The following is a 21,907-nucleotide window of genomic DNA, read 5'->3' as shown; positions in this document are numbered from 1 at the left end:
GCAACTCCAAGGAAAGGTCTGAAGATGAGAATGCTGAAAACTCTGGCGCTCGGGCTCGCGGTTTCCGGATCGATGGCGGCGGCCGCAGCGGCGCAATCCAGCCATGGGCACGGAAAGGCGTCCGGCGCCGGTTCTCCGGGAATGATGCAGCAGGGCATGATGCAGGGCAGCGAAACCCAAGGCGGCATGGCGGGCGGCATGATGCAGATGCACCGCAAGATGATGCAGATGCACGGCCCGCACGGCATGGCGTCCATGATGGACCGCCACATGATGGGCATGGGCATGGGCAACCCCGGGATGATGGCGGAAAAGCTCGCCGCCGCGCTGCAGGAGTATGACGCCGACGGCAGCGGCACCCTGTCGCTTGCGGAGTTCGAAACCTTCCACAGCGCCCTGATCCGCGAACAGATGGTGGACCGGTTTCAGCATCTCGACGCGGACGGGGACGGTGCCGTGACAGAGGAGGAAATCGGCGCCCAGACCGCGCGCATGAAGGAAATGATGCAGAAGCGGGGCATGCAAGACGGCGGCTCCGCGATGCCGCAGGAGGAAGGGGCGCAGGACAACTGAAGCGCAAGCCCCCCGCCGCGCCGCCCTCCCGAGGGGGGGCGGCGTCCGCCGGATGAAATGTATCCAAGTGTATTCTTGAGTCATGAACCCCTTCGCCGTAACACATCCGCATGGAAGCTGAGTTGGATCGTGAATGATGCGCGCCCCGGGACATCTGCTGCTGCGCTTGATGGCGCTTGCGGCCGCCCTGCTGCTTAGCTTCTGGACCCCGCCCCTGCATGCGGGCGGGATGCACCAGAATGGCGTTTCGCTGGGGATCCTGATGGAAGGGAACGGGCTGGGCGCGGATGAACACGCCAATCCCTGCGCTCCTGCCCTGCACTGCGACGCGCCCGCCGCTCTGGCCGCGGCATGGGGCGAAACCCGCCTGCCGCCGCCGGTGCGGACAGGATACGCGATTGCCGGAATGGCCTTTCCCTCGGCGGCACTGGATCCCGCGCTGCCGCCTCCCCGCATCCGCCCCGGCGCCTGACCGGCGCCGCCTTCTCCCGCACGGCACAGGTTTGGGCGGTTCCCGCCCCGGCGGATGATGCGCCCGTGGCCGCGGGATTTTCTCTGACGACAATTTGACAAATTTAAAAAAGGACTGCTGATGAGACCCATCGCATCCATGCGCTCCGCCTTGGCCGGAGCCATTCTTGGCGCGTCTGCCGCCACCGGCGCCCTGGCCGGTACCTATGACATCTCGGTCGACCAGGTCCGGCTGGACACCGGCAGCTTCCGCAAGAAGGGAGTCGCCTACAACAACAGCCAGACACCTACCGTGCTGCGCTTCACCGAAGGCGAGACCGTCACCGTCAACGTCACCAACAATCTGCGCGAAAGCACCTCGATCCACTGGCACGGGCTGATCGTGCCCTTCCGCCAGGATGGCGTGCCCGGCATCAGCTTCAACGGCATCAAGCCGGGCGAGACCTTCACCTACAGGTTCCCCGTCGTGCAGGCCGGGACCTACTGGTTCCACAGCCATTCCGGCTTCCAGGAGCCCGACGGGGCCTATGGCGCGATCGTGATCGAACCCAAGGGCAAAGATCCGGTTAAAGCCAGCCGCGATTACGTTGTGCAGCTGACCGATACCCACCCGCACCAGGGGTCGCGGGTGATGCGCAACCTCAAGATGTCGGCGGATTACTACAACCGCTCGCAGCGGACCCTGATGGACCTCATCGAGGACGCCGGGAACATGGGCCTGAAGGCCGCGCTTCGCGAACGCGGGATGTGGGGCCGGATGCGGATGATGCCCACCGACATCGAGGATGTTCAGGGCTTCACCCCGCTGATCAACGGCAGGAGCACGTCCCAGAACTGGACCGGTCTGTTCAAACCCGGCGAAAAAGTCCGGCTGCGGCTCATCAACTCCTCGGCGATGGCCTATTTCGATGTGCGCATCCCGGGGCTGAAGATGACCGTGGTGCAGGCGGACGGCAACGATGTGAAGCCGGTGGCGGTCGACGAGCTGCGCATTGCGGTGGCCGAGACCTATGACGTGATCGTGCAGCCCCGGGAGAACCGCGCCTACAGCATCGTGGCCGAATCGATGGGCCGTACCGCCATGGTCCGCGGCACCCTGGCCCCGCGCGGCGGCATGGTCGGCCCGGTGCCGCAGATGCGGCCGAAACCGCTGCTGACCATGGCCGACATGGGCGGCATGATGGACGGCATGGGCATGGAAGGCCACGGAATGAGCATGGGCGGCCATGTCATGCGAAATGCCGGCGCATCGGCAGCGGACATGCTCAGCATGAGCGGCATGGACCACAGCCAGCATCAGATGCCGGCCGCCGAGCCCATGGACCACAGCCAGCATCAGATGCCGGCCGCCGAGCCCATGGACCATAGCCAGCACCAGATGCCGGAGGCGGCGGCCCCCGCGCAACCCGCGCAACCCGCGATGCCGGCCGGCATGGATCACGCCCAGCACCAGATGCCAGCCGCCAAACCCGCCGGCAGCGGATCCTCCGGCGGCGCCGGACACGCGGGCCACGCGATGGCCGGCACCGGCGGTCCGGACCCGTTTTATGCGCCGGGCAGCGGTCTCATCCCCAGCGCGGCCAATGGCGGCAAGTTCCTGTCCTACCGGGACCTGTCCGCGCGCAAGCCGCTTTACCGGGACCGCCCGGCCACCCGCGAGATCGAGCTGCGGCTGACCGGCAACATGGAACGCTATATCTGGTCGATCAACGGCAAGAAGCTCTCCGAAGCCGAGCCTCTGCGGCTCAAGTACGGCGAGCGGGTGCGGTTCAAGTTCGTCAATGAAACGATGATGAGCCACCCGATGCACCTGCACGGCATGTGGTCGATCCTGGACACGGGAAAAGGCAAGTGGGACCCGATCAAGCATGTGATCAACGTCGCGCCCGGCACCACCGTCTATTCGGAAACCGAAGTCGACGCGCCCGGCCAGTGGGCCTTCCACTGCCACCTGTCCTATCACGCCGAGGCCGGCATGTTCCGCAAAGTGATCGTCGAAGGCGGCCCGGCGTGAGCAGCGCCGCAAGAGCAAGGAAATACAAGATGAAACCATTCCTTACCGCGCTGCTCGCCGCGGCGCCGCTGGCCGCCTGGGCAGCCGCAGCCCAGGCCGAGCCGCTGATCTACGGCATTCAGGCCGAGCAGTTCGAATACCGTTCCTCCGATGACGGAGACGCCTATGTCTGGGATTTCGACGCGCTGGTTGGCACCGACGAGCTGAAGCTGGTCTGGCGCAGCGAAGGCGAGCGCGGCGTGTCTTCGGGCGCGTTCGAGAGCCTCGAGAACCAGCTGCGCCTGCAGATGCCTATCTCTGCCTTTTATGACGCGGTGGCGGGCATCCAGGCCAGCACGCCGGACGGCCTGCCCGACCGCTACAACGGCGTGATCGGCGTCAAGGGGCTCGCGCCGCAATGGTTCGAGATCGACGCCGATCTCTTCCTTTCCAGCCGCCCGTTCTTCCGTTTCGAAGCCGAGTACGAGGGCATGATCACCAACCGGCTGATCCTCACCCCCAGCCTGGAGCTGACGGTTCCGCTGGAGGATGACCCGGCCTACGATCTCGCCTCGGGCGGCGTTGTCCTGGAGGCAGGCGCCCGGCTCAGCTACGACCTGATCGACCGGGCCGTCTCCCCCTACATTGGCGTGAACTACGAAAAGGCGTTTGGCGGCACCTCGGACATGATCGAGGCCAGTGGCGAGGACAGCGAGAGCTTCGCCGTCGTCTATGGCGCGCGCCTCATGTTCTGAGACGCCTGACCGTGAACCAAACCGCGGCCGGCAGCACGCCCGCCTGAGCTTGAACAGCTGCCGGCCGCCCGGAATTTCAGGAGAAAAGTGAAATGAAGCAGGTTTTGACCCCCCTTGCATTCTTGCTGGCATCGGCCGGCGCCGCCACGGCATCGCCCGGCGGACACGGCACGGAGCATCCGGCCGGCCTCCCGGCCAGCCCGGAACATGCTGCGCGCACGGTCGAGATCACGATGCTGGAAACCGGCGGCGGCGGCATGATCTTCGAGCCCGCGGAACTCGCCTTCCGCAAAGGCGAAACGGTGCTGCTGAAGGCCGTGAACGGCGGCGAAATGGTCCACGAGCTTGTGCTCGACACCAAGGCACGCAACGCGATGCATGGGGAAATGATGAAGAAGGGCATGGAAGGCAGCCATGCCTCGGCGAATGCCATCACCCTGGCGCCGGGCGAAACCGGCGGGATCGCCTGGACCTTCTCCAACGCGGGCACTTTCGAGTTTGCCTGCCTGATCCCCGGGCACTACGAGGCCGGCATGTCCGGCACCATTGCCGTGGAATAACTCCCTCCGTGCGGCCGCGCGGCAGCTGCCCTTTTGGCTGCCGCGCCACCTTTTCGAGCAGTGCAGAACAATGCCGGCAGGCAAATCTCTCCCCGAATACCACGGTTATGCACATCGCGCCGCCGGGTGGCTCGGCTTCGAATATGACCCGACGGTGCCGGAATGGGTGCATCCGGTGATGCATCTCATCCTCGTGCTTGCGCCCGCCGTCCTGGCGGTGACGCTCAGCGTTCTGCTGGCGCGGATGGCCCGCGGCTTCCTGAAGGCGCGCCTGCGGCGGCCTTCTCCCCGGGCGCCGGTGAAGGTGGACGGGTTGCATTCCAGCCTTCTGCAGCAAGTCTGGCACGCCACCCGGGCGCGGCAGACCGGTCTGGCCGCGCTCAGCCTCTCCTCCATGCCGCTGCTCTATCTGTCGCTGGAGCTGCCCAAGCGGATCGTGAACAACGTCCTGGACGGATACACGGCCCCGGTGGCCTTTCTGGGAATGGAGCTGCAGCAGGTCAAGGTGCTGGCCCTGCTCAGCGGCGCCTATTTCCTCACGATCCTGCTGCATGGGGTGAACAAGTACTGCCTGAACGTGCTGCGCGGCCGGGTGGCGGAGCGCTTCCTGAGACACATGCGGCTGCTGATCTACCGCAGCTGGCGGCGGCGGGCCGAACCGGCGGGACAGGCCGAGATCGTCCAGGTCCTCGGGACCGAGGCCGAGCCCCTGGGCGGTTTCGCGGCCGAGCTTCTGACCCTGCCGCTGACCCAGGGCGGCACGATGGCAACGATCCTTGTCTTCATGTTTATCCAGGACCCGATCCTGGGCGCCGCCGCGCTCGCCGTGCTGCCGGCGCAACTGGCGATCCTGCCCCGTCTGCAGCGCGTGATCAACCAGCGCAGCCGCGCGCGGATCGCGGAAATGCGGACCCTCGCCCGGCTTCTGGCCGGTGAAATGCGCCCCCGGCCCGGCCCGGACCACGGGGTGCGCGCCGCCGCCGCTTCGCTCAGAAAGCTTGAGCTCCTGCGCCTGGACATTCACCGGATCAAGTTCTTCACCAAGGCCCTGAACAACTTCCTCACGGCGCTTACCCCGTTCCTGTTCTACTCCCTCGGCGGGTATTTCGTGATCGAAGAGCGCATCAGCCTGGGCGCTTTGGTCGCCGTGCTGGCAGCCCACAAGGATTTCTCGGCCCCGCTCAAGGAGCTGTTCCGGTTCTATCAGCAGATAGAGGACACGCGGCTGCGCTATGGCGGGATTCTCGGCTTCATTCAGCCGGAACTTGCCCGGCACTGGCGCCGGAGCGAGTGACCGTCAGAAATGCCGGCCCCCCGCGGCTGCCGGGCGTGCGGGGGGCCGCCGAGGGGAAAGTGATCCCCTTATGCCAGATCAATCCAGCAGGCCGCGCTCGGTCAGCACCTTGCGCGCGACGCGGAAGCACTCGAGAGATTGCGGAACGCCGCAATAGATGCCGATCACGTGAATGATCGACCGGATTTCCTCCTTGGTGACCCCGTTGTTCAGGGCGCCGTTGCAGTGAACTTCCCATTCATGCATCTTGCCCAGGGCCCCGATCATGGCGAGGTTCATCATCGAGCGGGTCTTGTTGTCGATGGTGTCATCCCCCCAGCCGAACCCCCAGCACCAGGCGGTCATCGCTTCCTGGAACGGGCGGGTGAAATCATCGGCGGCTGCGAGGTTCTTTTCGACATACTCCGCGCCAAGCGTCGACTTGCGCTGCGCCAGCCCGAGTTCGAACAGGTCGTCGTCCATGGTTTTTCTCCTTGAGTGAACCGGCCGCCCCGCGCGAGGCCGGCCGCGTTGATTGGTCTATTCGTCCGGCGCGTCTTCGCGGCGGAGCAGTTTCATCCTCCCGGCAGCCGGCAGCGGCGCAAGGCCGATGCCGGCCAGGAAGAGGAACGCCAGGGCGCCGGCGCAGCAAGTACCGAAAGCGCCCGGAAAGATCGGCGTCGGGTCCGGGAGCCCGGCGGACGCGCTGCCGGGAAAGGCAGCGGCCCGGAACACCAGGCCGCCTGCACCGGCCAGCGCTTGCCGGGCCAGCGCTTGCCGGGCCAGCTTTTCGCCGGTGCCCGGGTCGATCACATCGATCCGCCCTGCCCCGCCGCCGGTCCGGTTGCCGTCCGCGTAGTTCTGCCAATATGGCTTCACATCTTGCCTGCCGCGTATTTACATTGCTTCGGGGAGGCGGGATCCCGCCCGCCGAGGCATCGCTCGTTTGCTTCACTGGGTCTTAGTCCACGGCCTCGCGCATCCATTGCTGGAGCTTGGCGACGGAATGTTCGCTCATCACGCCACAGGCGGGATCAAGCACCAGGGGGCCGGGGACATAACCTCTGGACTTCAGGCCGCGGTGCACGGATTCCACCAGCCGGATGTCTTCCGCCACGGTGGTGCCGCGGTCCTGCGCGGCCAGGCCGCGGATCATGTCGCTTTCAAAGCCGCCTTCGGTATACCACCCGCGCCAGACGGTGCAGCTGTCCACCGAATTGGCCCGCCAGTGGTAGGTGTTCAGCACATTGCCCGGGTAGCACTGGAACGAGAACATCGGCCACAGGAACCAGCTCCGGTAGCCGCCCGCATGCTCGTTGCTGTCCAGATCGACCGGATAGGTCATTTTCTCCAGGCTCTGGCATTCCGTCGTATGGCGCAGCACGTAACCGCCGCCGGCGTCGGGCTGGATGTCATAGGTTTCGGGTTTGATCACACCTTCGGCAAAGGTCGGGTGATTGGACGGGCAGTGGTAACATTCCGAGTAGTTTTCTATCGAAACCTTCCAGTTGCAGTTCTCGTGGATCTCCACCCATTCCAGGGGGGCCAGATCCCGGATCTGCGGCACGAATTCGGCGATTTCTGCGCGCACGCCCGGGTACCACTCGTCCATCGGCGCGGCTTCATTGTCGAGATTGACGAAGAGGAAGCCGAGGAACTCCTCGGTGCGGACTTCGGTCAGGCAGATCTTTTCCCGGTCAAAGCCCGGCACCTTCCTGATGTTGGGTCCCGCGCGCAGTCCGCCGGTCAGCTCGTAGGTCCACTGGTGGTAGGGGCAGACCACCACACGGGTATTGCCGGTGCCGGACACCAGCTCGTGCGCGCGGTGCTGGCAGACGTTGTAGAAGGTGCGGATGACGCTGTCGCGCCCGCGGATTGCGAACAGGCTCTGGCCCGCGATCTCGAAGGCAAAGTAATCGCCCTGATTGGGGATATTTGCCGCGTGGCCGGCATACTGCCAGGTCCGGGCCAGCAGGCCGCTCCTCTCCCGGTCAAAGATCCCGGGGTCGACATAGTAACGGGCGTCCAGCGAACGGATAGGCGAGAGGGTCATGTCACGTCCTCATGATAAAGGCCAAGCTGGTGGCGGCGGTTGTGAAACTGTTCGACGCGTTCCGCGACATCTTCCGACGACATCGCAATGACGAAACTCAGGAGGGTCTCCAGAAGCGCGATTGTGGAGACGGACGACGGGAAAAACTGCGGCGTTTCCGTCGAGATGACAAACCCGTAGTCGGCCGCCCGGACGATGGGGGATACCGGCGAGTCGGACAGGGCGATAATCTTGATCCCCTGCGCCTTCGCGATCTGCACCGCCTCCACCACTTCGGTCCGGTACGGCGCACAGGTGATCGCGATCAGGCTGTCTCTCCCGTCGGCCCCGGCCAGATCGTCCACGCCCGTCGAGCCGGGCCGCGGAATTGCATGGAAATCCGTCATGCCGGTGGAGGCGAGGTAGGAAAAATTGCTGGCGTTGGCATGGTTCACGCCGACGCCAAGCGTGAAGACGTTGCGGGATTTCCAGAGTGCCTGCGCCGCCGCCTGCAAGTCGGCTTCATTGGCGGCCGCAAAGGTCGCCTCGATGTTGCGCAGCGCGCTTTCCGCCATCTGGGCGTACAGCTCGCCCATACCGCCGCGCCTCTGGACGTCCTGCAGCCAGCGCGCCCTGCCGGAGAGCGATGGGCCGCCGGATCGGATCGCCTCCCGGAAATGCTCGCGGAATTCATCGTAGCCGTCGAAACCGGCCTGCCGGGCCATGCGCACCATCGTGTTGGGCTTGACGCCGGCCGCTTCGGCCGCCTCGCGCACGGTGGAAAAGCCAATGTCCCGCGGGTTTTCCATCACGTGGCGCGCGGCCTTGCGCACCTGAGGCGTCAGATCGTCAAGCACTGCCGAAAGCGCCTCCAGGCCCGGATTTGGCACAGCAGTAAAGTTCATGAGATCCCCTTGCGCAATCGTGCGTACCATTTTGTGTTGACTTTGGTACAGATGTACAATTACCAAGTCCATTAAATTCCGCGAGTCCCGAACAGGAAAACCTGCGATGTCCAAGAAAGAACTGCCGGCGCGCGCCAAGGTTGTCATCGTGGGCGGAGGGGTCATGGGCTGCGGCCTGGCCTATCACCTCGGCCACGAAGGCTGGGGGGAGGACACGGTGCTGCTGGAAAAGGCGGAGCTGACCTCGGGCTCGACCTGGCACGCGGCAGGCCAGATCACCCATTCCACCAGCTCTTACGGGCTGGGCAAGATGGTCGATTACAACATCGGGCTTTATTCGAAGACTCTTGAGGAAGAGACCGGCCAGGCGGTCACTTGGCACGGTTGCGGCTCTTTCCGCCTGGCCTACACCGACGACGAAATGGACTGGCTGCGCCACACGCTGTCGGTGGGCCGCGCGCTCGGCTTCAGCATCGAACTCGTCGGCCCCGGCTTCATCGCCGAAAAACACCCGTTCTATAATCTTGAGGGCGTGGTCGGCGCGCTCTACACCCCGGACGACGGCCACGCGGACCCGTCAAACGTGACCATGGCATTGGCCAAGGGCGCCCGGCAGAACGGCGTGAAGATCTTCCGGCGCTGCCGCGCGACCAGCATCACCCAGGACGATGCCGGCGCATGGGTGGTGGAAACCGAACAGGGCACTATCCTCTGCGAGCACGTCGTCAACGCCGGCGGCACTTACGCGCGGCAGATGGGCGAGTGGTCCGGGCTGCAGTTGCCGATGACCTCGATGACCCACCACTATTTCGTCACCGAGGACGTGCCCGCGTTCAAGGAGTCCGGCACCGAACTGCCGGTCATCCGCGACGACAGGATGGTCTCGGGCTACATCCGGATGGAGCAGAAAAAGGGCCTGATCGGCATCTACGAAAAGGAGAACGCGAACTCCGTCTGGCACGATGAATGCCCCTGGGACTACGAGAACTGGCTGTTCGAGGCCGATTACGACCGCGTCATGCCGTGGCTGGAAAACGCGCTCGAACGGATGCCGGTGCTGGCCGAGCTGGGCATCACCCGCGAAGTGCACGGCGCGATCTCGCATCCGCCGGACGGCAACCCGCTGGTCGGCCCGGCGCCGGGAGTCAGGAACTACTGGTGCTGCTGCGGCACCCAGATCGGCATCGGCTGGGGGCCCGGCCTGACCCGCGAGCTGGCGAAATGGATGGTGCATGGCGCCGCCGACATCAACATGCGCGACTATGACCCGCGCCGCTTCGGCGCCTATGCCAGCAAGGAGTGGCAGGTCGTCAAGGCGCATGAGGACTACAAGCTGCGCCACGAGATCCCCTTCCCGCATTTCAACCGCCTGGCCGGCCGCCCGGTCAAGCCCTCGCCGCTCTACGAAATCCTCAAGGAGAAGGGTGCGGTCTATGAAGAGGTCTTCGGCCACGAGCGCCCCCGCTGGTTCGCCCGCGATGGCGTCGCGCAGCGCGATCACTACTCGTTCCGCCGCAACGCGGTGTTCGGCATGGTCGCGCAGGAATGCAAGGCCGTGCGCGAACGGGTCGGCATCATGGACGTCACCGCCTTCACCAAGGCCGAGGTCTCCGGCCCCGATGCGTATGCCTATCTCGACAGGCTGACCGCCAACCGGATGCCGCAGAAGGACGGCTCGGTCACGCTGACCCACATGCTCAACCGCCGGGGCCGGATCGAGCTGGAAACCACCATCGTGCGCATGGCCGCAGACCGCTACTACCTGGTCTGCGCGGCCTTCTTCGAACAGCGCCTGCTGGATCACCTGGCCCAGAACCTGGCGGGAGAGACGGTCTTTGTCAAAACCCTCTCTGAGGATTGGTCCGCCCTTGCCCTGAACGGCCCGCGCTCCCGCGAGGTGCTGGCCAAATGCACGGATGCGGACCTGTCCAACGCGGGCTTCCGCTGGCTGTCGGCGCAGGAGATCACCGTTGCGGGCCACAAGGTCTGGGCCTTCCGCATGTCCTACGCAGGCGAACTGGGCTGGGAGCTGCACATGCCGGACGCGGCCTGCGTTGACGTCTACACCGCGCTCTGGGCCGCTGGCGAAGAACACGGCATCGAAAACTACGGCTCCTTCGCGATGAACAGCCTGCGCATGGAAAAAGCCTTCCCCGGTGCCGGCGAACTGACCAACGAAGTCACCCTGCCCGAAGCCAATGCCGGGCGGTACGTCAAGCTCGGCAAGGACTACCTGGGCGCCGAAGCAACCCGCGCCAGCGCCGCGCAAGCCGAAGCGGGCACCCTGCCCTGGATCTGCGCCTATCTGGAGATCGACCCGAACGGGATCGAGGACGGGCACGGCGGCGAAGCCATTCGCGTGGATGGCAAGGTCGCCGGGGCGACGGCCTCGGTCGCCTACGGCCACACCGTCGGCAAGATCCTCGCCTTTGCCTATCTGAAGCCGCAGGCCGCCGCGCCCGGCACCGAGGTCGAGGTGATCATCGCAGGCAAACCCCGCAAGGGCCGTATCCTCGGCGCGCCGGCCTATGATCCCGCATCCGAGCGCCCGCGCGCGGACGCCAGCCTGGTTGCGGCGCAGTGACCAACGGCGGCGGGGGGTGCCTCTCCGCCGCGTCAACAGCGATGGGTCCATGATGAAGATCACACGTATCACCGCCTGGGAAGTCCCGCTGACCAGTCACGAGACCTACTTCATGGCCGGCGGCAAGACCTGCGGCACGACGCTTTCCGTGGTCCTGCGCCTGGACACCGATACCGGGCTTTCCGGCTGGGGCGAGGTCTGCCCGATCCCGCATTACCTGCCCGCCTATGCCAAGGGGGTGATCCCGGCGCTGGAGGACATGGCGCCGGTCCTGATCGGCGCCGATCCCATCGGGCCCGAGGCGCTGATGGAGCGTCTGAACAGGCATCTGATCGGCCACGGCTACGCCAAGTCGGCCATCGATACCGCCCTCTGGGACCTGACCGCCCAGTCCGCCGGCCTGCCGCTCTATACGCTCCTGGGCGGGCGCGCGGTGGCGGACATGCCGCTCTATCACTCGATCACCTGCGCGGCCCCCGGCGAAATGGCCCGGATGGCGCGCGAGGCCTATGACCTCGGCATGCGGCAGTTCCAGGTGAAGCTCGGCGCAGACGGGGACTGGCAGGCCGATGTTGCCCGCCTGGCCCAGGTGCGCGAGGCGGTGGGGGCCGGGCCGCTTGTCTATGGCGACTGGAATTGCGGCGCCGATGCGCTGACCGCAACCCGGGCGGGCCGGGCTGCGGCCCATCTCGACATCATGCTGGAACAGCCCTGCGCCACGATCGAGGAATGCGCCCATGTGCGCGCCGCCACCGGCCTGCCGATGAAACTGGACGAAAGCGTGCACGGCATCCATTCGATCATGGCCGGCCACCGGGCCGGGTGCATGGACGCCGCCGCGCTGAAACTTTCGAAAATGGGAGGCCTTTCGGCCACGCGCCGGACCCGCGATCTCTGCCTCGCTCTCGGCACGCAGATGTGCATCGAGGACACCTGGGGCAGCGACATCACCACGGCCGCGCTGCTGCACCTCGCCGCCTCCACCCCGGCGCGCGGGATCATGAATACCTGCGACCTGTCCCACTATGCCGGGCCGCGCCTTGATCCCAATGCCCCCGAACGCCGGAACGGCCGCATTGCCCCGCCCGAGGGCCCGGGCCTCGGCGTCAGCCCTGATACCGGCGCACTCGGCCAGCCCAAATCCATCATCGGCTAACGCCCCGATCCAATGACAGGGACCAGACCCATGGATGACCGCTCCAACACCTGCCCCTCCCGCGATCCCGCCTGGGTCCAGGACATGCACGCCAGCCACTACCTGCAAAGCTGGTCGAAACAGGGCGGCAAACCGCGGGTGATCACCGGCGCCAGCGGCTCGTGGTTCTGGGACAGCGACGGCAAGCGTTATCTCGATTTCCAGTCGCAGCTGGTCAACGCCAACCTCGGCCACCAGCACCCGAAGATCGTGCAGGCGATCAAGGATCAGGCGGACAAGCTCTGCTACATCGGCCCGGCGATGGGCTCGGACGTGCGGTCGGAACTGGCCGCCCTAATGCACGAGATCACGCCCGCCAGCATCTCCTCGACCCTGTTCACCACCGGCGGCGCGGCGGCCAATGAAACCGCGATCCGCCTGGCGCGCCACTACACCGGGCGCTCGAAGATCATCGCCCGCTACCGCAGCTACCACGGCGCCACCGGCGGCACGCTGTCGCTGACCGGCGATCCGCGCCACCATCTGACCCGCGGCGACATGCCGGGCGTGGTGCGGATGCTCGACCCCTATGTCTACCGGCTTCCGACAGGCCACAGGGACCCCGCCAACTGCCCGGTAGCCCGGGGCGGGCCGCATCTGGAGGAAATCCTGATGTATGAAGATCCCAACACCGTGGCGGCGGTCATTCTGGAACCCATCGTCGGCACCAACGGCATCATCGTGCCGCCGGACGGCTACCTGCAATCAATCAGGGAAACCTGCGAGAAATACGGCATTCTCCTGATCGCGGATGAGGTCATGGCGGGCTTTGGCCGCACCGGCAAATGGTTTGCCGTCGATCACTGGGGCGTGCAGCCCGATATCATCACCTCGGCCAAGGGCATCAATTCGGGCTATGTGCCGCTCGGCTGCATGTCGGTGAGCACCGAGCTGCATGACTGGCTGCGCGACTATCCGCTGCCGGGCGGGCTGACCTACGCGGGCCACCCCCTCGCCTGCGCGTCCGGCGTCGCCGCGATCCGCGCCATGCAGGAGGAAGACACCCTCGCCCATGCCGCCGCGATGGGCGAAAAGATGCGGGCCGAGCTGCACCGGCTCGCCGAAAAGCACCCCTCGATCGGGGATATCCGCGGCAAGGGCATGTTCAACGGGATCGAGCTGGTCAAGAACCGCGAAACCCGCGAGCCGCTGGTGCCGTTTGCGGCCAAGGGCCCGGATGCCGGACCGATGACCGCCATGATGAGCTTTGCGATGGACGAAGGCCTGTACCTGTCCTTCTTCTCGAATGTCATCCGCCTGACCCCGCCGCTCAACCTCAGCGAAGAGGATCTGATGACGGGTCTCGAAATTCTCGGCCGGACCCTGGAAATCGCTGACCGGGAATGCGTTTAAGCGCTTAAGCCACGGGAAAAACCACGTGAGCGGCCACGCGGTTGTCATCGCCAGGGGGGCCAGACCGGCTGTTCCGGGGCGAAAGGCCGCGCAATCCCGGAAATGACAAGCCGGTCACCCGGACCGGCGCCCAGGCCCGCATTCGGACCAGCATCAGGAATTTCACCGGGAAGGCCGGGCGCGGCGCGGCCCTGTGCTGCGTGACCATCCGGCACGAGCAGCTTCCGGAGGATGGAGCGCCTGCCCCGGCCGAAACGCACGGCATCGTCTGCCGGGATGGACCCCTTCCACATCGAAGGCACCCGCCAACGCGGTACCATGCGGCTGTGGGCCTCCGTCATGACGGAGGCAAGGCCCTGCAAGCCACCGCAACTTTCCGAGGTCCCGGGCAAGGCAACCGGCCTCTCGCTTTGACCGCCCTGGCAAAGCCCAACGTTCTGAACTTCTGCGAACGGTTCGCGGTATGGGCAGCGCCTGCCGTCTATGCCTCCTCCGCCTTGCTGGCCCGGATCGGCCATGACACCAAAGCGCATCACACGCGAATGGCCGCCGGCAACTGCAACTTGTGGGGCTCCAAGTTCGGCCGCATCAAGGTCTTCGGAACACCGGACTCCACCGGGTTCCGGCAAATGACGAAGACGATGGAGCCGGGCCAGGCCGTCAACCGGTACCCTGCCGGTCGCAAGCTCCCGCCCGGCTGCCGCTGTCCGCGGCGCCCCATCTACGGCGCAAGCGAACTCGGCCGGCAGATCGTCAGTCCGGATGACATCGAAGTGATCACGATCCGCATACCGGCGCCCTTCCTCCCGGTGGCAGATTTTGGCGTGCGCGGCAGCAGCGCCGGGGCGCGTTGTCCGGTCCGCTGCCGCGCAGCGGTCGGCCTGCTGGAAGGCCGGGCGCCGATGGCGCGGGCCGGAAGGATAATGGAAGCCTGCGAAACGTCCCTGGCTGACGGTCTCGGCGCGTGTTGCGGGCGGGCGGGCAGGTGTGATGAAAGGCCTGCCCTCTGCCCTTGCTGCTTGCGGGCCCCGGAGCCCGAGGCTCAGGCAGGCCGGCCGGTCGAACTCCGCAACACCAGACGGGACTCCAGCAGGACCGGCTCGGGTGCGGTTTCGGTTTCGAGCCAGGAGGACAGCGCATCCGCCGCGGCGATACCCATCCGGCACACAGGCAGGTGGACGGTGGTGAGCCCCGGCGAGGTATGGGCTGAGCCGGGCAGGTCGTCGATCCCCATCACGGACAACCGGGCGGGCACGGGGATGCCGCGCCGCTGCAGCTCATAAAGCGCGCCCGTCGCCTGAACGTCCGACAGGCAGAGGATGGCGCTGGTCTCCCGGTGCGATTGAAGCACCCTCTGCACACCCTGGCAGCCGCCCTCGATCGAGAGCGGCACGGCGTGGAAGTCCAGCTCGGCACCGCCGGCCTGGCGGCGCAGCGCCTCCACCCGTGCGCCGGTCCGGTCGTTGGTCCGAGTCGGCCCATGCACAACCGAGATCCGGCGATGGCCAAGCCCGGTCAGATGGGACAGCGCGGTCAGGGCCGCGGCGGCATTGTCGTAGCCGATGGTGGGCAGAGCGAAATCCGGGGCGAAGTAAGATGTGGCGACCGCCGGAATCTGGCCGCGCTCGATCAGGGCGTAAAGCGCCGGGTCGTGGTCCACCCCGGACACGATCAGACCTTCCGCGCCGATATTGACCAGGGTCGCTGCTTTCTCCGCTTCCACTCCGGGAAGGCCCTCCGTGGTGGAGACCACCAGCGACAGGCGCCGCCTGGCGAGCTGGCCTTCGAGGTTCGACAGGAAGCGCGCGAAAATCGCATTGTCCAGCGTCGGCACCAGCGCGCCGACAAAGCGGGTCCGGCCGGTGCTGATCGCGCGGGCGGCGGCACTGGGGATGAAGCGCAGGGTGTCCATTGCCGCCTGAACCCGCTGGCGGGTCGCCTCCGATACCGCGTCGGGTGAGTTCATTACCCGCGACACGGTCGCCACGGAAACGCCCGCCGCGGCGGCGACATCCCGCAGATTTGCCCGTTTTCTGGTCAACTTACCGCTCATGCCAGCCCGCCCGTTTTTCCATCTGGACCCTTTGTAAAAGAAAATCTTGACGTATGTAACCGGTTTCATCAACCATGTAACCGGTTACATCACTCAAGATTCGGATATCGAAATGACCGGCTACGCAGTGCTGCACGCCTTCGGCAACATCGGGCATACCACCGCCGCCAGGGCCTTTCCCGGCTTTGCCAAGACACAAAGCGGGGTGACGCGGGTGCTGGCGCCGCGCGCGCTCTTGAAGCAGGAGCTGCGGGCGGGGGACCTGCTGTCACTGGACGGGCCGCCGGGGCCGGGAGGCGTGCAGATTGCCGCTTTTGATGCGGCGGGGCGGCCGGCGCTGGCAGCCCTTGGGCTGGATGCCGGCGCGCCGCTGGCGCTGGAGGATCTGGACGCGGCGCCGCTGCTCGGCTGGATCGGCGCACACGGCGGCGATGCCGCCGCCGGCATCCCGGCCGCCGCCCCCGCGATGCCCGCCGGACCGCTGGTGCTGAAGGCCTCAGGGGCCGTCACCGCCTGGATCGGCTGCCCGGCCGGGCGGCAGCAGCTCGCCTTTGGCGGCGTGCCCGGCAATGCCTCCGTCACCTGGCAGCCCGCAGCGGGCGCGCCGCCGCCGCTGCCGCCGCTCCTCGGCGACACCCGCGAGGAGTTCACCGTCAGCCGCGCCACTGCCATGGCCTACGAGGTGAAGCGGGGCGAGATCGTCCAGATCATCGACGTGGAGGGGCAGCAATGCTCTGATTTCACTGCCTTCAACGCCGGCGCGCTCCAGCGCGGCGCGGAGCTGATGATCGACGGCACCGCGACCCGGTCGATGGTGCGCCGCGCCTACCCGGGGCCGGGGCTCTTGGACAAGTTCTTCGACCGCGATATGCGCCCGCTTCTGAACGTGGTGCAGGATACCTGCGGGCGGCACGACACCTTCGGCCTCGCCTGCACCGCCCGCGGCTATGAGGAGCGCGGCTTCCCGGACCATGTGAACTGCTCCGACAACATCTCCCGCGCGCTGGCGCCCTTTGGCGTCGCCCCGCGCGCGGCCTGGCCTGCGGTCAACTTCTTCTGGAACACCTGGGTGGATCCGCATTCGCACCAGATCCTGACCGAGGAATCCCACTCCCGCCCCGGCGATTACGTCGCGATGCGGGCGCTGGAGGATCTGGTCTGCGTCTCCACCGCCTGTCCGGACGACATCGACCCGATCAACGGCTGGAATCCCACCGATGTGCACGTGCGCATCTACCGCCCCGAGACCCCGCTGCGCCGCGCTGTGGCCTACCGCGAAAAGGAAGACGCCCCGATGTCGATCAGCCAGAACTCCGCCTTCCACCCGCGGCTCGAACCGCTGACCGAGCATTTTGCGCCGGCGCGCGATCTCTGGGCGCCGGTGAGCTTCCCGTCGCACGGGACCACCGGCGAATACTGGGCCTGCCGCAATGCGGTGACGGTGCAGGACATGAGCAGCCTGCGCAAATACGATATCGCAGGCCCGGATGCGGAGAAACTGCTGCAGCAAGCCACCACCCGCAACGTGGCCAAGCTGGCGGTCTGGCGCGGTTCTTACACTTTGATGTGCGACGAGGCCGGCACGGTGATCGACGACGGCACCCTGTTCCGGCTGGCGCCCGATCTGTTCCGCTGGTGCTGCGGGTCCGAGGAAAGCGGCCGGGTGCTGGAGGCACTGGCACAGGAGACGGGGCTGCAGGTGCGCATCCATGACATGCGCGGCGCGATGCCCAATCTGGCGATCCAGGGGCCGAAATCGCGGGATCTCTTGCGCAAAATCGCCTTCACCCAGCCGCATGTGCCCGCGCTGGATCAGCTGAAGTGGTTCGGCGTCACCGTGGCCCGGCTGCATGACCGCGAGGGCGCGCCCTTCATGCTGTCCCGCTCCGGCTACACCGGCGAGCTGGGCTACGAAATCTTCTGCTCCCAGGCCGATGCGCTCACCATCTGGGATGCGGTGATGGAGGCGGGCGCCGAATTCGGCATCACCCCGATGGGTTCCGCCGCGCTGGAAACCATCCGGATCGAGGCCGGGCTGGCCGCCGCCAACGCCGAGTTCGCGCCGGGCGTCGATGCCTTCGAGGCGGGGCTGGGCTTTGCCGTCGACCTGACCAAGCCTTCCTTCACCGGGAAGGCCGCGCTGGAACGCAACGCGCGCGCGCCGCGCCGGATGCTGAAGGGGCTCTTGCTGGGCTGCAACGACGTGCCGCATCACGGCAGCCCCGTCTACGACGGCGAGCGGCAGGTGGGCACGGTGACCTCGGCCACGCGCTCGCCCTGGCTGGAGCACGCCGTGGCGATTGCCCGCCTGGGCATCGAACACGCGGAAAACGGCGCCCGGCTGGAGATCGGCCAGCTCGACGGGCGGATGAAGCGCCTCGGCGCTGCCGTGACGGACATTCCCTTCATAGACCCGCAGCGCAAGCGGGCCCGCGCCTGAGGGCGCATATCCATCCCCAACAGGAGAGAGAAAACATGAAACCGCTGAAAACCCTTACCGCAATTGCAGCCCTCGGCGCCGGCACCGGGGCACTGGCGCAGGAAAAGATCATGGTGGGCGAGCCGAGCTGGCCCGGCGCCAAGGTGATGAGCCGGGTGATCGGCCAGGTGATCGAGACCCGCCTCGGCGGTGAGGCGGGCTATGCCCCCGGCGCCAACGCGGTGATCTTTGCCGCGATGGACGGCGGCCGCGGCGACATCGACGTGCACCCGGACGTCTGGCTGCCCAACCACCTGTCCTTCACCGAGGAATACGTGGACCAGAAAGGCACCGTGGGCCTGTCCTCGGGCAGCTATGAGGGCCGCACCGGGTTCTGCACTCCGACCTACATGACCGAAAAGCACGGCATTTCGTCAATCTTCGATCTCGCCACCCCGGCCGCGCAGGAACTCTATGACACCAATGGCGACGGCATGGGCGAAATCTGGGTCGGCGCCACCGGCTGGGCCTCGACCAACGTGCACAAGGTCAAGGTGCGCGACTACGGGATCGAGACCTTCCTGGCACCCTCGACCGAGGATGAGACGGTGTTCTACGCCCGCCTCAAGGACGCCATCGCGCAGGAGCAGGGCGTGGTCTTCTACTGCTATGAGCCGCACTACGTGCATGCGCTCTACGATGTGACCATGATCGAGGAGCCGGAGCACGACCCGGCTGCCTACACCATGCTGCAGCCGGACCAGGATTCGGACTGGTTCAACAAATCCGCGATCACCTCCGGCGATCCGGTAAAGACGGTGACCGTGGCCTATTCCAAGTCGCTGGAACAGCGGAACCCGGCGGCGGCGGCCTTCCTCAGCAAGATCGACATGGATGCGGGCGAGCTGTCCAAGCTCACCTATCAGGTGGTGATCGAGGGCCAGGAAATTGACGCCGCCGTGTCTGATTGGCTGGCGGCGAACGGTGCGATTGTTGACGGCTGGCTGGGCCTGAACTGATCCCATCCTTTGGCCCTGCTGCCGGATTGGCGGCAGCAGGGCACCAGACTTCAGAAGACAGGGGGAGGCCATGGCGGGTGACATCGCAATTGACGCACGCGGCGTCTGGAAGATCTTCGGGGCACGCGCGGATGAAGCGCTGCGGGCCATTCACGCGGAAGGGCTGAGCAAGCCGCAGGTGCTGGAGCGGTTCAACTGCGTGGTCGGCGTGGCGGATGCCAGTTTCCAGATCGAACGCGGCGAGCTGTTCTGCGTGATGGGGCTCTCGGGTTCCGGCAAATCGACGCTGGTGCGGCACGTGAACCGGCTGCTGGAGCCGACGGACGGGCATATCTACATCAACGGCGGCGACGTGATGGGGCTGAACGCCGAGGGCCTGCGCGACCTGCGCAACCGCCGGGTTGCCATGGTGTTTCAGAACTTCGGCCTGATGCCGCACCGCACGGTGCGCGACAATGTGGCGATGCCGCTGGAGATCCGCGGCACCGGCAAGGCGCGCCGCTGGGAGGAAGCCGACCGGGTGCTGGAACTGGTCGAGCTGAGCGGCTGGGAGGACAAATATGCCCATGAGCTGTCCGGCGGCATGCAGCAGCGGGTCGGGCTGGCGCGTGCCATAGCTTCGAACCCGGAGATCCTGCTGATGGATGAGCCGTTCTCGGCGCTGGACCCCTTGATCCGCAAGCAGTTGCAGGACCAGTTCATGGAGCTCAGCCGCAAGCTCGGCAAGACCACGATGTTCATCACCCATGATCTGGACGAGGCGATCCGCATCGGCCACCGCATTGCGATCATGAAAGACGGCCGCATCGTGCAGACCGGCACGCCGGAGGAGATCATCCTGAACCCGGCGGACGGCTATGTGGCGGATTTTGTGGCGGGCATCTCCAAGCTCAACATGATCTTTGCCCATTCGGTGATGAAGCCGGTGGCGGAGTTCGAGGCCACCCACGGCGCCCTGCCGGCGGATGCCAAGGTGGCACGGCCCGACATGGACCTGAGCGGCCTGATGGACCTCGCCGCCGACGGCCACGGCATCGTCAAGGTCGCGGATGCGGGATCGACCGTCGGGGTGATCAACCGCGCGGGTCTGATCCGCGCCATCCAGGACAGCCAGGGGTAAGGAGGCGGCGATGAAACACTTCGACCGGTCACAGATCAAACCGGAGACCGCCGGGCGCCTGAACGCGCTGGTGGCGGAATTCACCGGCCGCTCGCAGGCCTATTACCAGCGGGTCTTCAGCCACATGATGCAGGCGCCGGGCTACCGGTTCACCGTGAACCGGGCAGCCGGTTTGCTGGGGCCGGTCTGGTTCGGGGCGCGGGGGCTGTGGTCCTGGTTCCTGAGCTTTCTGCTGCTGGAAACCCTTGCGTTTATCCAGATCGCCCTGGGTCTATTCGGCGATCTGGGCCGGGATTTCCGCATCCGGGCCGAGCAGATCGCCCAGACGCTGGAGCTGCGGCATCAGCAGATCGCGGCGGCGGAGGCCTCGGGCGCGTCTTCGCTGGACTCGCTGAAACGGGCCGCGGAGTCGCTGGAAGGCGCGCTGGCCGGCGCGCAGCAAGCAGCCGAGGCGGCGAATGCCAGCGGGGTCACCTACCTGATCGTGGGCGCAGCACTGCTGCTGGCGGTGAAGTTCCTGGCCGCCTCGCTCGCGAACTGGACGCTGGAGGGGCAGTTTGCCCGCTGGCGCTCGGACCGCAGCGTGGCCAGCGGCTGGTCGGTGCCGCGGCTGGTCGTCTCCGCCATTTTGGCGGCGGCGGTTGTCGGGCTCTCGGCGCTGAAATTCGCGATGCCGGATGCGTTCGCGCTGCTGAACGCCTTCCCCACCAACCGTGACTGGCGGCTGAACGCGGGCGACGGGGTGCAGGCCGCATTCGACTGGACCAAGACCTCCGGCCGCGGTTTCTTCGACGGGCTGACCGCGGGGATGCGCACATTGCTCGACTGGATCGAGGTGGTGCTGGTCGATACCCCCTGGCCGGTTGTGGCGCTGGTGATCGTGATGCTGGCTTATCTGTCCGCGGGCGCGCGGGTGGCGATCTTCACCGCTGCGGCGCTGGCCTATCTGGGGATCTTGGATTTCTGGGAGAAGGCGATGACCACCATCGCGCTGCTGGGCGCGGCGGCGCTGATCTCGATCACCCTTGGCATTCCGCTCGGCATCTACTGCGCGCGCAGGCCCAAGGTGTTTGCAGTGGTGCGTCCGGTGCTGGATTTCATGCAGTCGATGCCCTCCTTCGTCTACCTGATCCCGGTGGTGGCCTTTATCGGCTCGGGCAAGCCTGCGGGGGTGGTGGCGACGATGATCTTCGGCAGCCCGCCGGTGATCCGCTTCACCGTGCTGGGCCTGCAGCAGGTGCCGGAAACCGTGCGCGAGGCCGCGCTCGCCTTCGGTGCCACGCCGCGCTACCTGCTGTGGCGGGTCGACCTGCCGCTGGCGCGCAAGACGATCATGGCCGGCGTCAACCAGACCATCCTCTTGTCGCTGGCGATGGTGGTTGTGGCCTCGCTGATCGGCGCCAAGGGGCTGGGCGAGGACGTGCTGGAGGCGCTGCAGTATGCCGCCGCGGGCCAGGGCATTCTGGCCGGGCTGGCGATCCTGTTCTGCGCCCTGATCCTCGACCGGATCGTCGCCGGAAAGCGATGACACGCGGCCGCCGCGGCAGCACTCATAACGCGCAGGAACTGGCCGCCGCGGCGGCCAGTTCCGCTGGCTTGGCT

General features: G+C 66.4%; 18 protein-coding genes. 13 read left to right on the top strand and 5 right to left on the bottom strand.

What is annotated here, in order from left to right:
- Positions 1–24: 24 nt before the first annotated feature.
- The 6 genes from ACOHX0_RS11580 to ACOHX0_RS11555 all read left to right on the top strand — a co-directional run bounded on the left by ACOHX0_RS11580 (position 25) and on the right by ACOHX0_RS11555 (position 5,646).
- On the top strand, positions 25–573 hold the full coding sequence (locus ACOHX0_RS11580) for an EF-hand domain-containing protein (protein WP_420676885.1): 549 nt from the start codon (positions 25–27) through the stop codon (positions 571–573).
- Between the two features lie 136 nt (positions 574–709).
- Complete coding sequence (locus ACOHX0_RS11575) at positions 710–1,045, top strand: hypothetical protein (RefSeq protein WP_420676884.1); 336 nt, start codon at positions 710–712, stop codon at positions 1,043–1,045.
- Positions 1,046–1,159: 114 nt separating this feature from the next.
- Positions 1,160–3,058: a copper resistance system multicopper oxidase gene (locus ACOHX0_RS11570; RefSeq protein ID WP_420676949.1), complete on the top strand. Its 1,899-nt coding sequence runs from the start codon at positions 1,160–1,162 to the stop codon at positions 3,056–3,058.
- A 29-nt stretch (positions 3,059–3,087) separates the two neighbouring features.
- Positions 3,088–3,792, top strand: coding sequence for a copper resistance protein B (locus ACOHX0_RS11565; protein WP_420676883.1), 705 nt, complete (start codon positions 3,088–3,090; stop codon positions 3,790–3,792).
- A gap of 92 nt (positions 3,793–3,884) precedes the next feature.
- On the top strand, positions 3,885–4,352 hold the full coding sequence (locus ACOHX0_RS11560; protein WP_420676882.1) for a cupredoxin domain-containing protein: 468 nt from the start codon (positions 3,885–3,887) through the stop codon (positions 4,350–4,352).
- Between the two features lie 70 nt (positions 4,353–4,422).
- On the top strand, positions 4,423–5,646 hold the full coding sequence (locus ACOHX0_RS11555) for an ABC transporter ATP-binding protein (protein WP_420676880.1): 1,224 nt from the start codon (positions 4,423–4,425) through the stop codon (positions 5,644–5,646).
- 78 nt (positions 5,647–5,724) lie between these two features.
- On the opposite strand, the gene ACOHX0_RS11550 is transcribed toward ACOHX0_RS11555, so the two are convergent.
- The 4 genes from ACOHX0_RS11550 to ACOHX0_RS11535 all read right to left on the bottom strand — a co-directional run bounded on the left by ACOHX0_RS11550 (position 5,725) and on the right by ACOHX0_RS11535 (position 8,562).
- The gene (locus ACOHX0_RS11550) at positions 5,725–6,108 is read right to left on the bottom strand and encodes a carboxymuconolactone decarboxylase family protein (protein ID WP_420676879.1); all 384 of its coding nucleotides are present in this window, start codon (positions 6,106–6,108) and stop codon (positions 5,725–5,727) included.
- A gap of 57 nt (positions 6,109–6,165) precedes the next feature.
- Complete coding sequence (locus ACOHX0_RS11545) at positions 6,166–6,438, bottom strand: hypothetical protein (RefSeq protein WP_420676878.1); 273 nt, start codon at positions 6,436–6,438, stop codon at positions 6,166–6,168.
- Between the two features lie 148 nt (positions 6,439–6,586).
- Positions 6,587–7,678 (bottom strand): aromatic ring-hydroxylating oxygenase subunit alpha, encoded by a 1,092-nt coding sequence (locus ACOHX0_RS11540; protein WP_420676877.1) that lies wholly within the window; start codon positions 7,676–7,678, stop codon positions 6,587–6,589.
- On the bottom strand, positions 7,675–8,562 hold the full coding sequence (locus ACOHX0_RS11535; protein WP_420676876.1) for a MurR/RpiR family transcriptional regulator: 888 nt from the start codon (positions 8,560–8,562) through the stop codon (positions 7,675–7,677). The genes ACOHX0_RS11540 and ACOHX0_RS11535 overlap by 4 nt, the downstream gene beginning before the upstream one ends.
- A gap of 106 nt (positions 8,563–8,668) precedes the next feature.
- On the opposite strand from ACOHX0_RS11535, the gene ACOHX0_RS11530 reads away from it, so the two are divergent.
- Genes ACOHX0_RS11530 through ACOHX0_RS11520 form a run of 3 tightly spaced genes read left to right on the top strand, consistent with a single transcriptional unit; the run spans position 8,669 to position 13,694 of the window.
- Positions 8,669–11,146 (top strand): FAD-dependent oxidoreductase, encoded by a 2,478-nt coding sequence (locus tag ACOHX0_RS11530; protein ID WP_420676875.1) that lies wholly within the window; start codon positions 8,669–8,671, stop codon positions 11,144–11,146.
- Between the two features lie 52 nt (positions 11,147–11,198).
- Positions 11,199–12,302, top strand: a complete 1,104-nt coding sequence (locus tag ACOHX0_RS11525) for a mandelate racemase/muconate lactonizing enzyme family protein (RefSeq protein ID WP_420676874.1) — start codon at positions 11,199–11,201, stop codon at positions 12,300–12,302.
- A gap of 30 nt (positions 12,303–12,332) precedes the next feature.
- Complete coding sequence (locus ACOHX0_RS11520) at positions 12,333–13,694, top strand: aminotransferase class III-fold pyridoxal phosphate-dependent enzyme (RefSeq protein WP_420676873.1); 1,362 nt, start codon at positions 12,333–12,335, stop codon at positions 13,692–13,694.
- Between the two features lie 1,042 nt (positions 13,695–14,736).
- Here the strand turns inward: ACOHX0_RS11520 and ACOHX0_RS11515 are convergent.
- Complete coding sequence (locus tag ACOHX0_RS11515; protein ID WP_420676872.1) at positions 14,737–15,747, bottom strand: substrate-binding domain-containing protein; 1,011 nt, start codon at positions 15,745–15,747, stop codon at positions 14,737–14,739.
- Between the two features lie 46 nt (positions 15,748–15,793).
- On the opposite strand from ACOHX0_RS11515, the gene ACOHX0_RS11510 reads away from it, so the two are divergent.
- The 4 genes from ACOHX0_RS11510 (at position 15,794) to ACOHX0_RS11495 (ending at position 21,833) form a co-directional block, all read left to right on the top strand.
- Positions 15,794–18,187, top strand: coding sequence for a DUF1989 domain-containing protein (locus tag ACOHX0_RS11510; RefSeq protein WP_420676871.1), 2,394 nt, complete (start codon positions 15,794–15,796; stop codon positions 18,185–18,187).
- A gap of 35 nt (positions 18,188–18,222) precedes the next feature.
- Positions 18,223–19,185 carry an ABC transporter substrate-binding protein gene (locus tag ACOHX0_RS11505; RefSeq protein WP_420676870.1) on the top strand — a complete coding sequence of 321 codons (963 nt, stop codon included), beginning with the start codon at positions 18,223–18,225 and terminating at the stop codon, positions 19,183–19,185.
- A 70-nt stretch (positions 19,186–19,255) separates the two neighbouring features.
- The gene (locus tag ACOHX0_RS11500) at positions 19,256–20,305 is read left to right on the top strand and encodes a quaternary amine ABC transporter ATP-binding protein (protein WP_420676869.1); all 1,050 of its coding nucleotides are present in this window, start codon (positions 19,256–19,258) and stop codon (positions 20,303–20,305) included.
- A 10-nt stretch (positions 20,306–20,315) separates the two neighbouring features.
- The gene (locus ACOHX0_RS11495; RefSeq protein ID WP_420676868.1) at positions 20,316–21,833 is read left to right on the top strand and encodes an ABC transporter permease; all 1,518 of its coding nucleotides are present in this window, start codon (positions 20,316–20,318) and stop codon (positions 21,831–21,833) included.
- Positions 21,834–21,907 lie beyond the last annotated feature (74 nt).

The organism is Cribrihabitans pelagius, from assembly GCF_048820915.1.
Classification (GTDB): domain Bacteria; phylum Pseudomonadota; class Alphaproteobacteria; order Rhodobacterales; family Rhodobacteraceae; genus Cribrihabitans_A; species Cribrihabitans_A pelagius.
This window is presented reverse-complemented; position numbering and strand designations above follow the sequence as displayed.

Excerpts from the sequence above, each read along its gene's own strand:
- ACOHX0_RS11580 (WP_420676885.1), top strand. The coding sequence starts at position 25 with ATGAGAATGCTGAAAACTCTGGCGCTCGGGCTCGCGGTTTCCGGATCG.
- ACOHX0_RS11575 (WP_420676884.1), top strand. The coding sequence starts at position 710 with ATGCGCGCCCCGGGACATCTGCTGCTGCGCTTGATGGCGCTTGCGGCC.
- ACOHX0_RS11565 (WP_420676883.1), top strand. The coding sequence starts at position 3,088 with ATGAAACCATTCCTTACCGCGCTGCTCGCCGCGGCGCCGCTGGCCGCC.
- ACOHX0_RS11560 (WP_420676882.1), top strand. The coding sequence starts at position 3,885 with ATGAAGCAGGTTTTGACCCCCCTTGCATTCTTGCTGGCATCGGCCGGC.
- ACOHX0_RS11555 (WP_420676880.1), top strand. The coding sequence starts at position 4,423 with ATGCCGGCAGGCAAATCTCTCCCCGAATACCACGGTTATGCACATCGC.
- ACOHX0_RS11550 (WP_420676879.1), bottom strand. The coding sequence starts at position 6,108 with ATGGACGACGACCTGTTCGAACTCGGGCTGGCGCAGCGCAAGTCGACG.
- ACOHX0_RS11540 (WP_420676877.1), bottom strand. The coding sequence starts at position 7,678 with ATGACCCTCTCGCCTATCCGTTCGCTGGACGCCCGTTACTATGTCGAC.
- ACOHX0_RS11535 (WP_420676876.1), bottom strand. The coding sequence starts at position 8,562 with ATGAACTTTACTGCTGTGCCAAATCCGGGCCTGGAGGCGCTTTCGGCA.
- ACOHX0_RS11530 (WP_420676875.1), top strand. The coding sequence starts at position 8,669 with ATGTCCAAGAAAGAACTGCCGGCGCGCGCCAAGGTTGTCATCGTGGGC.
- ACOHX0_RS11525 (WP_420676874.1), top strand. The coding sequence starts at position 11,199 with ATGAAGATCACACGTATCACCGCCTGGGAAGTCCCGCTGACCAGTCAC.
- ACOHX0_RS11520 (WP_420676873.1), top strand. The coding sequence starts at position 12,333 with ATGGATGACCGCTCCAACACCTGCCCCTCCCGCGATCCCGCCTGGGTC.
- ACOHX0_RS11515 (WP_420676872.1), bottom strand. The coding sequence starts at position 15,747 with ATGAGCGGTAAGTTGACCAGAAAACGGGCAAATCTGCGGGATGTCGCC.
- ACOHX0_RS11505 (WP_420676870.1), top strand. The coding sequence starts at position 18,223 with ATGAAACCGCTGAAAACCCTTACCGCAATTGCAGCCCTCGGCGCCGGC.
- ACOHX0_RS11500 (WP_420676869.1), top strand. The coding sequence starts at position 19,256 with ATGGCGGGTGACATCGCAATTGACGCACGCGGCGTCTGGAAGATCTTC.
- ACOHX0_RS11495 (WP_420676868.1), top strand. The coding sequence starts at position 20,316 with ATGAAACACTTCGACCGGTCACAGATCAAACCGGAGACCGCCGGGCGC.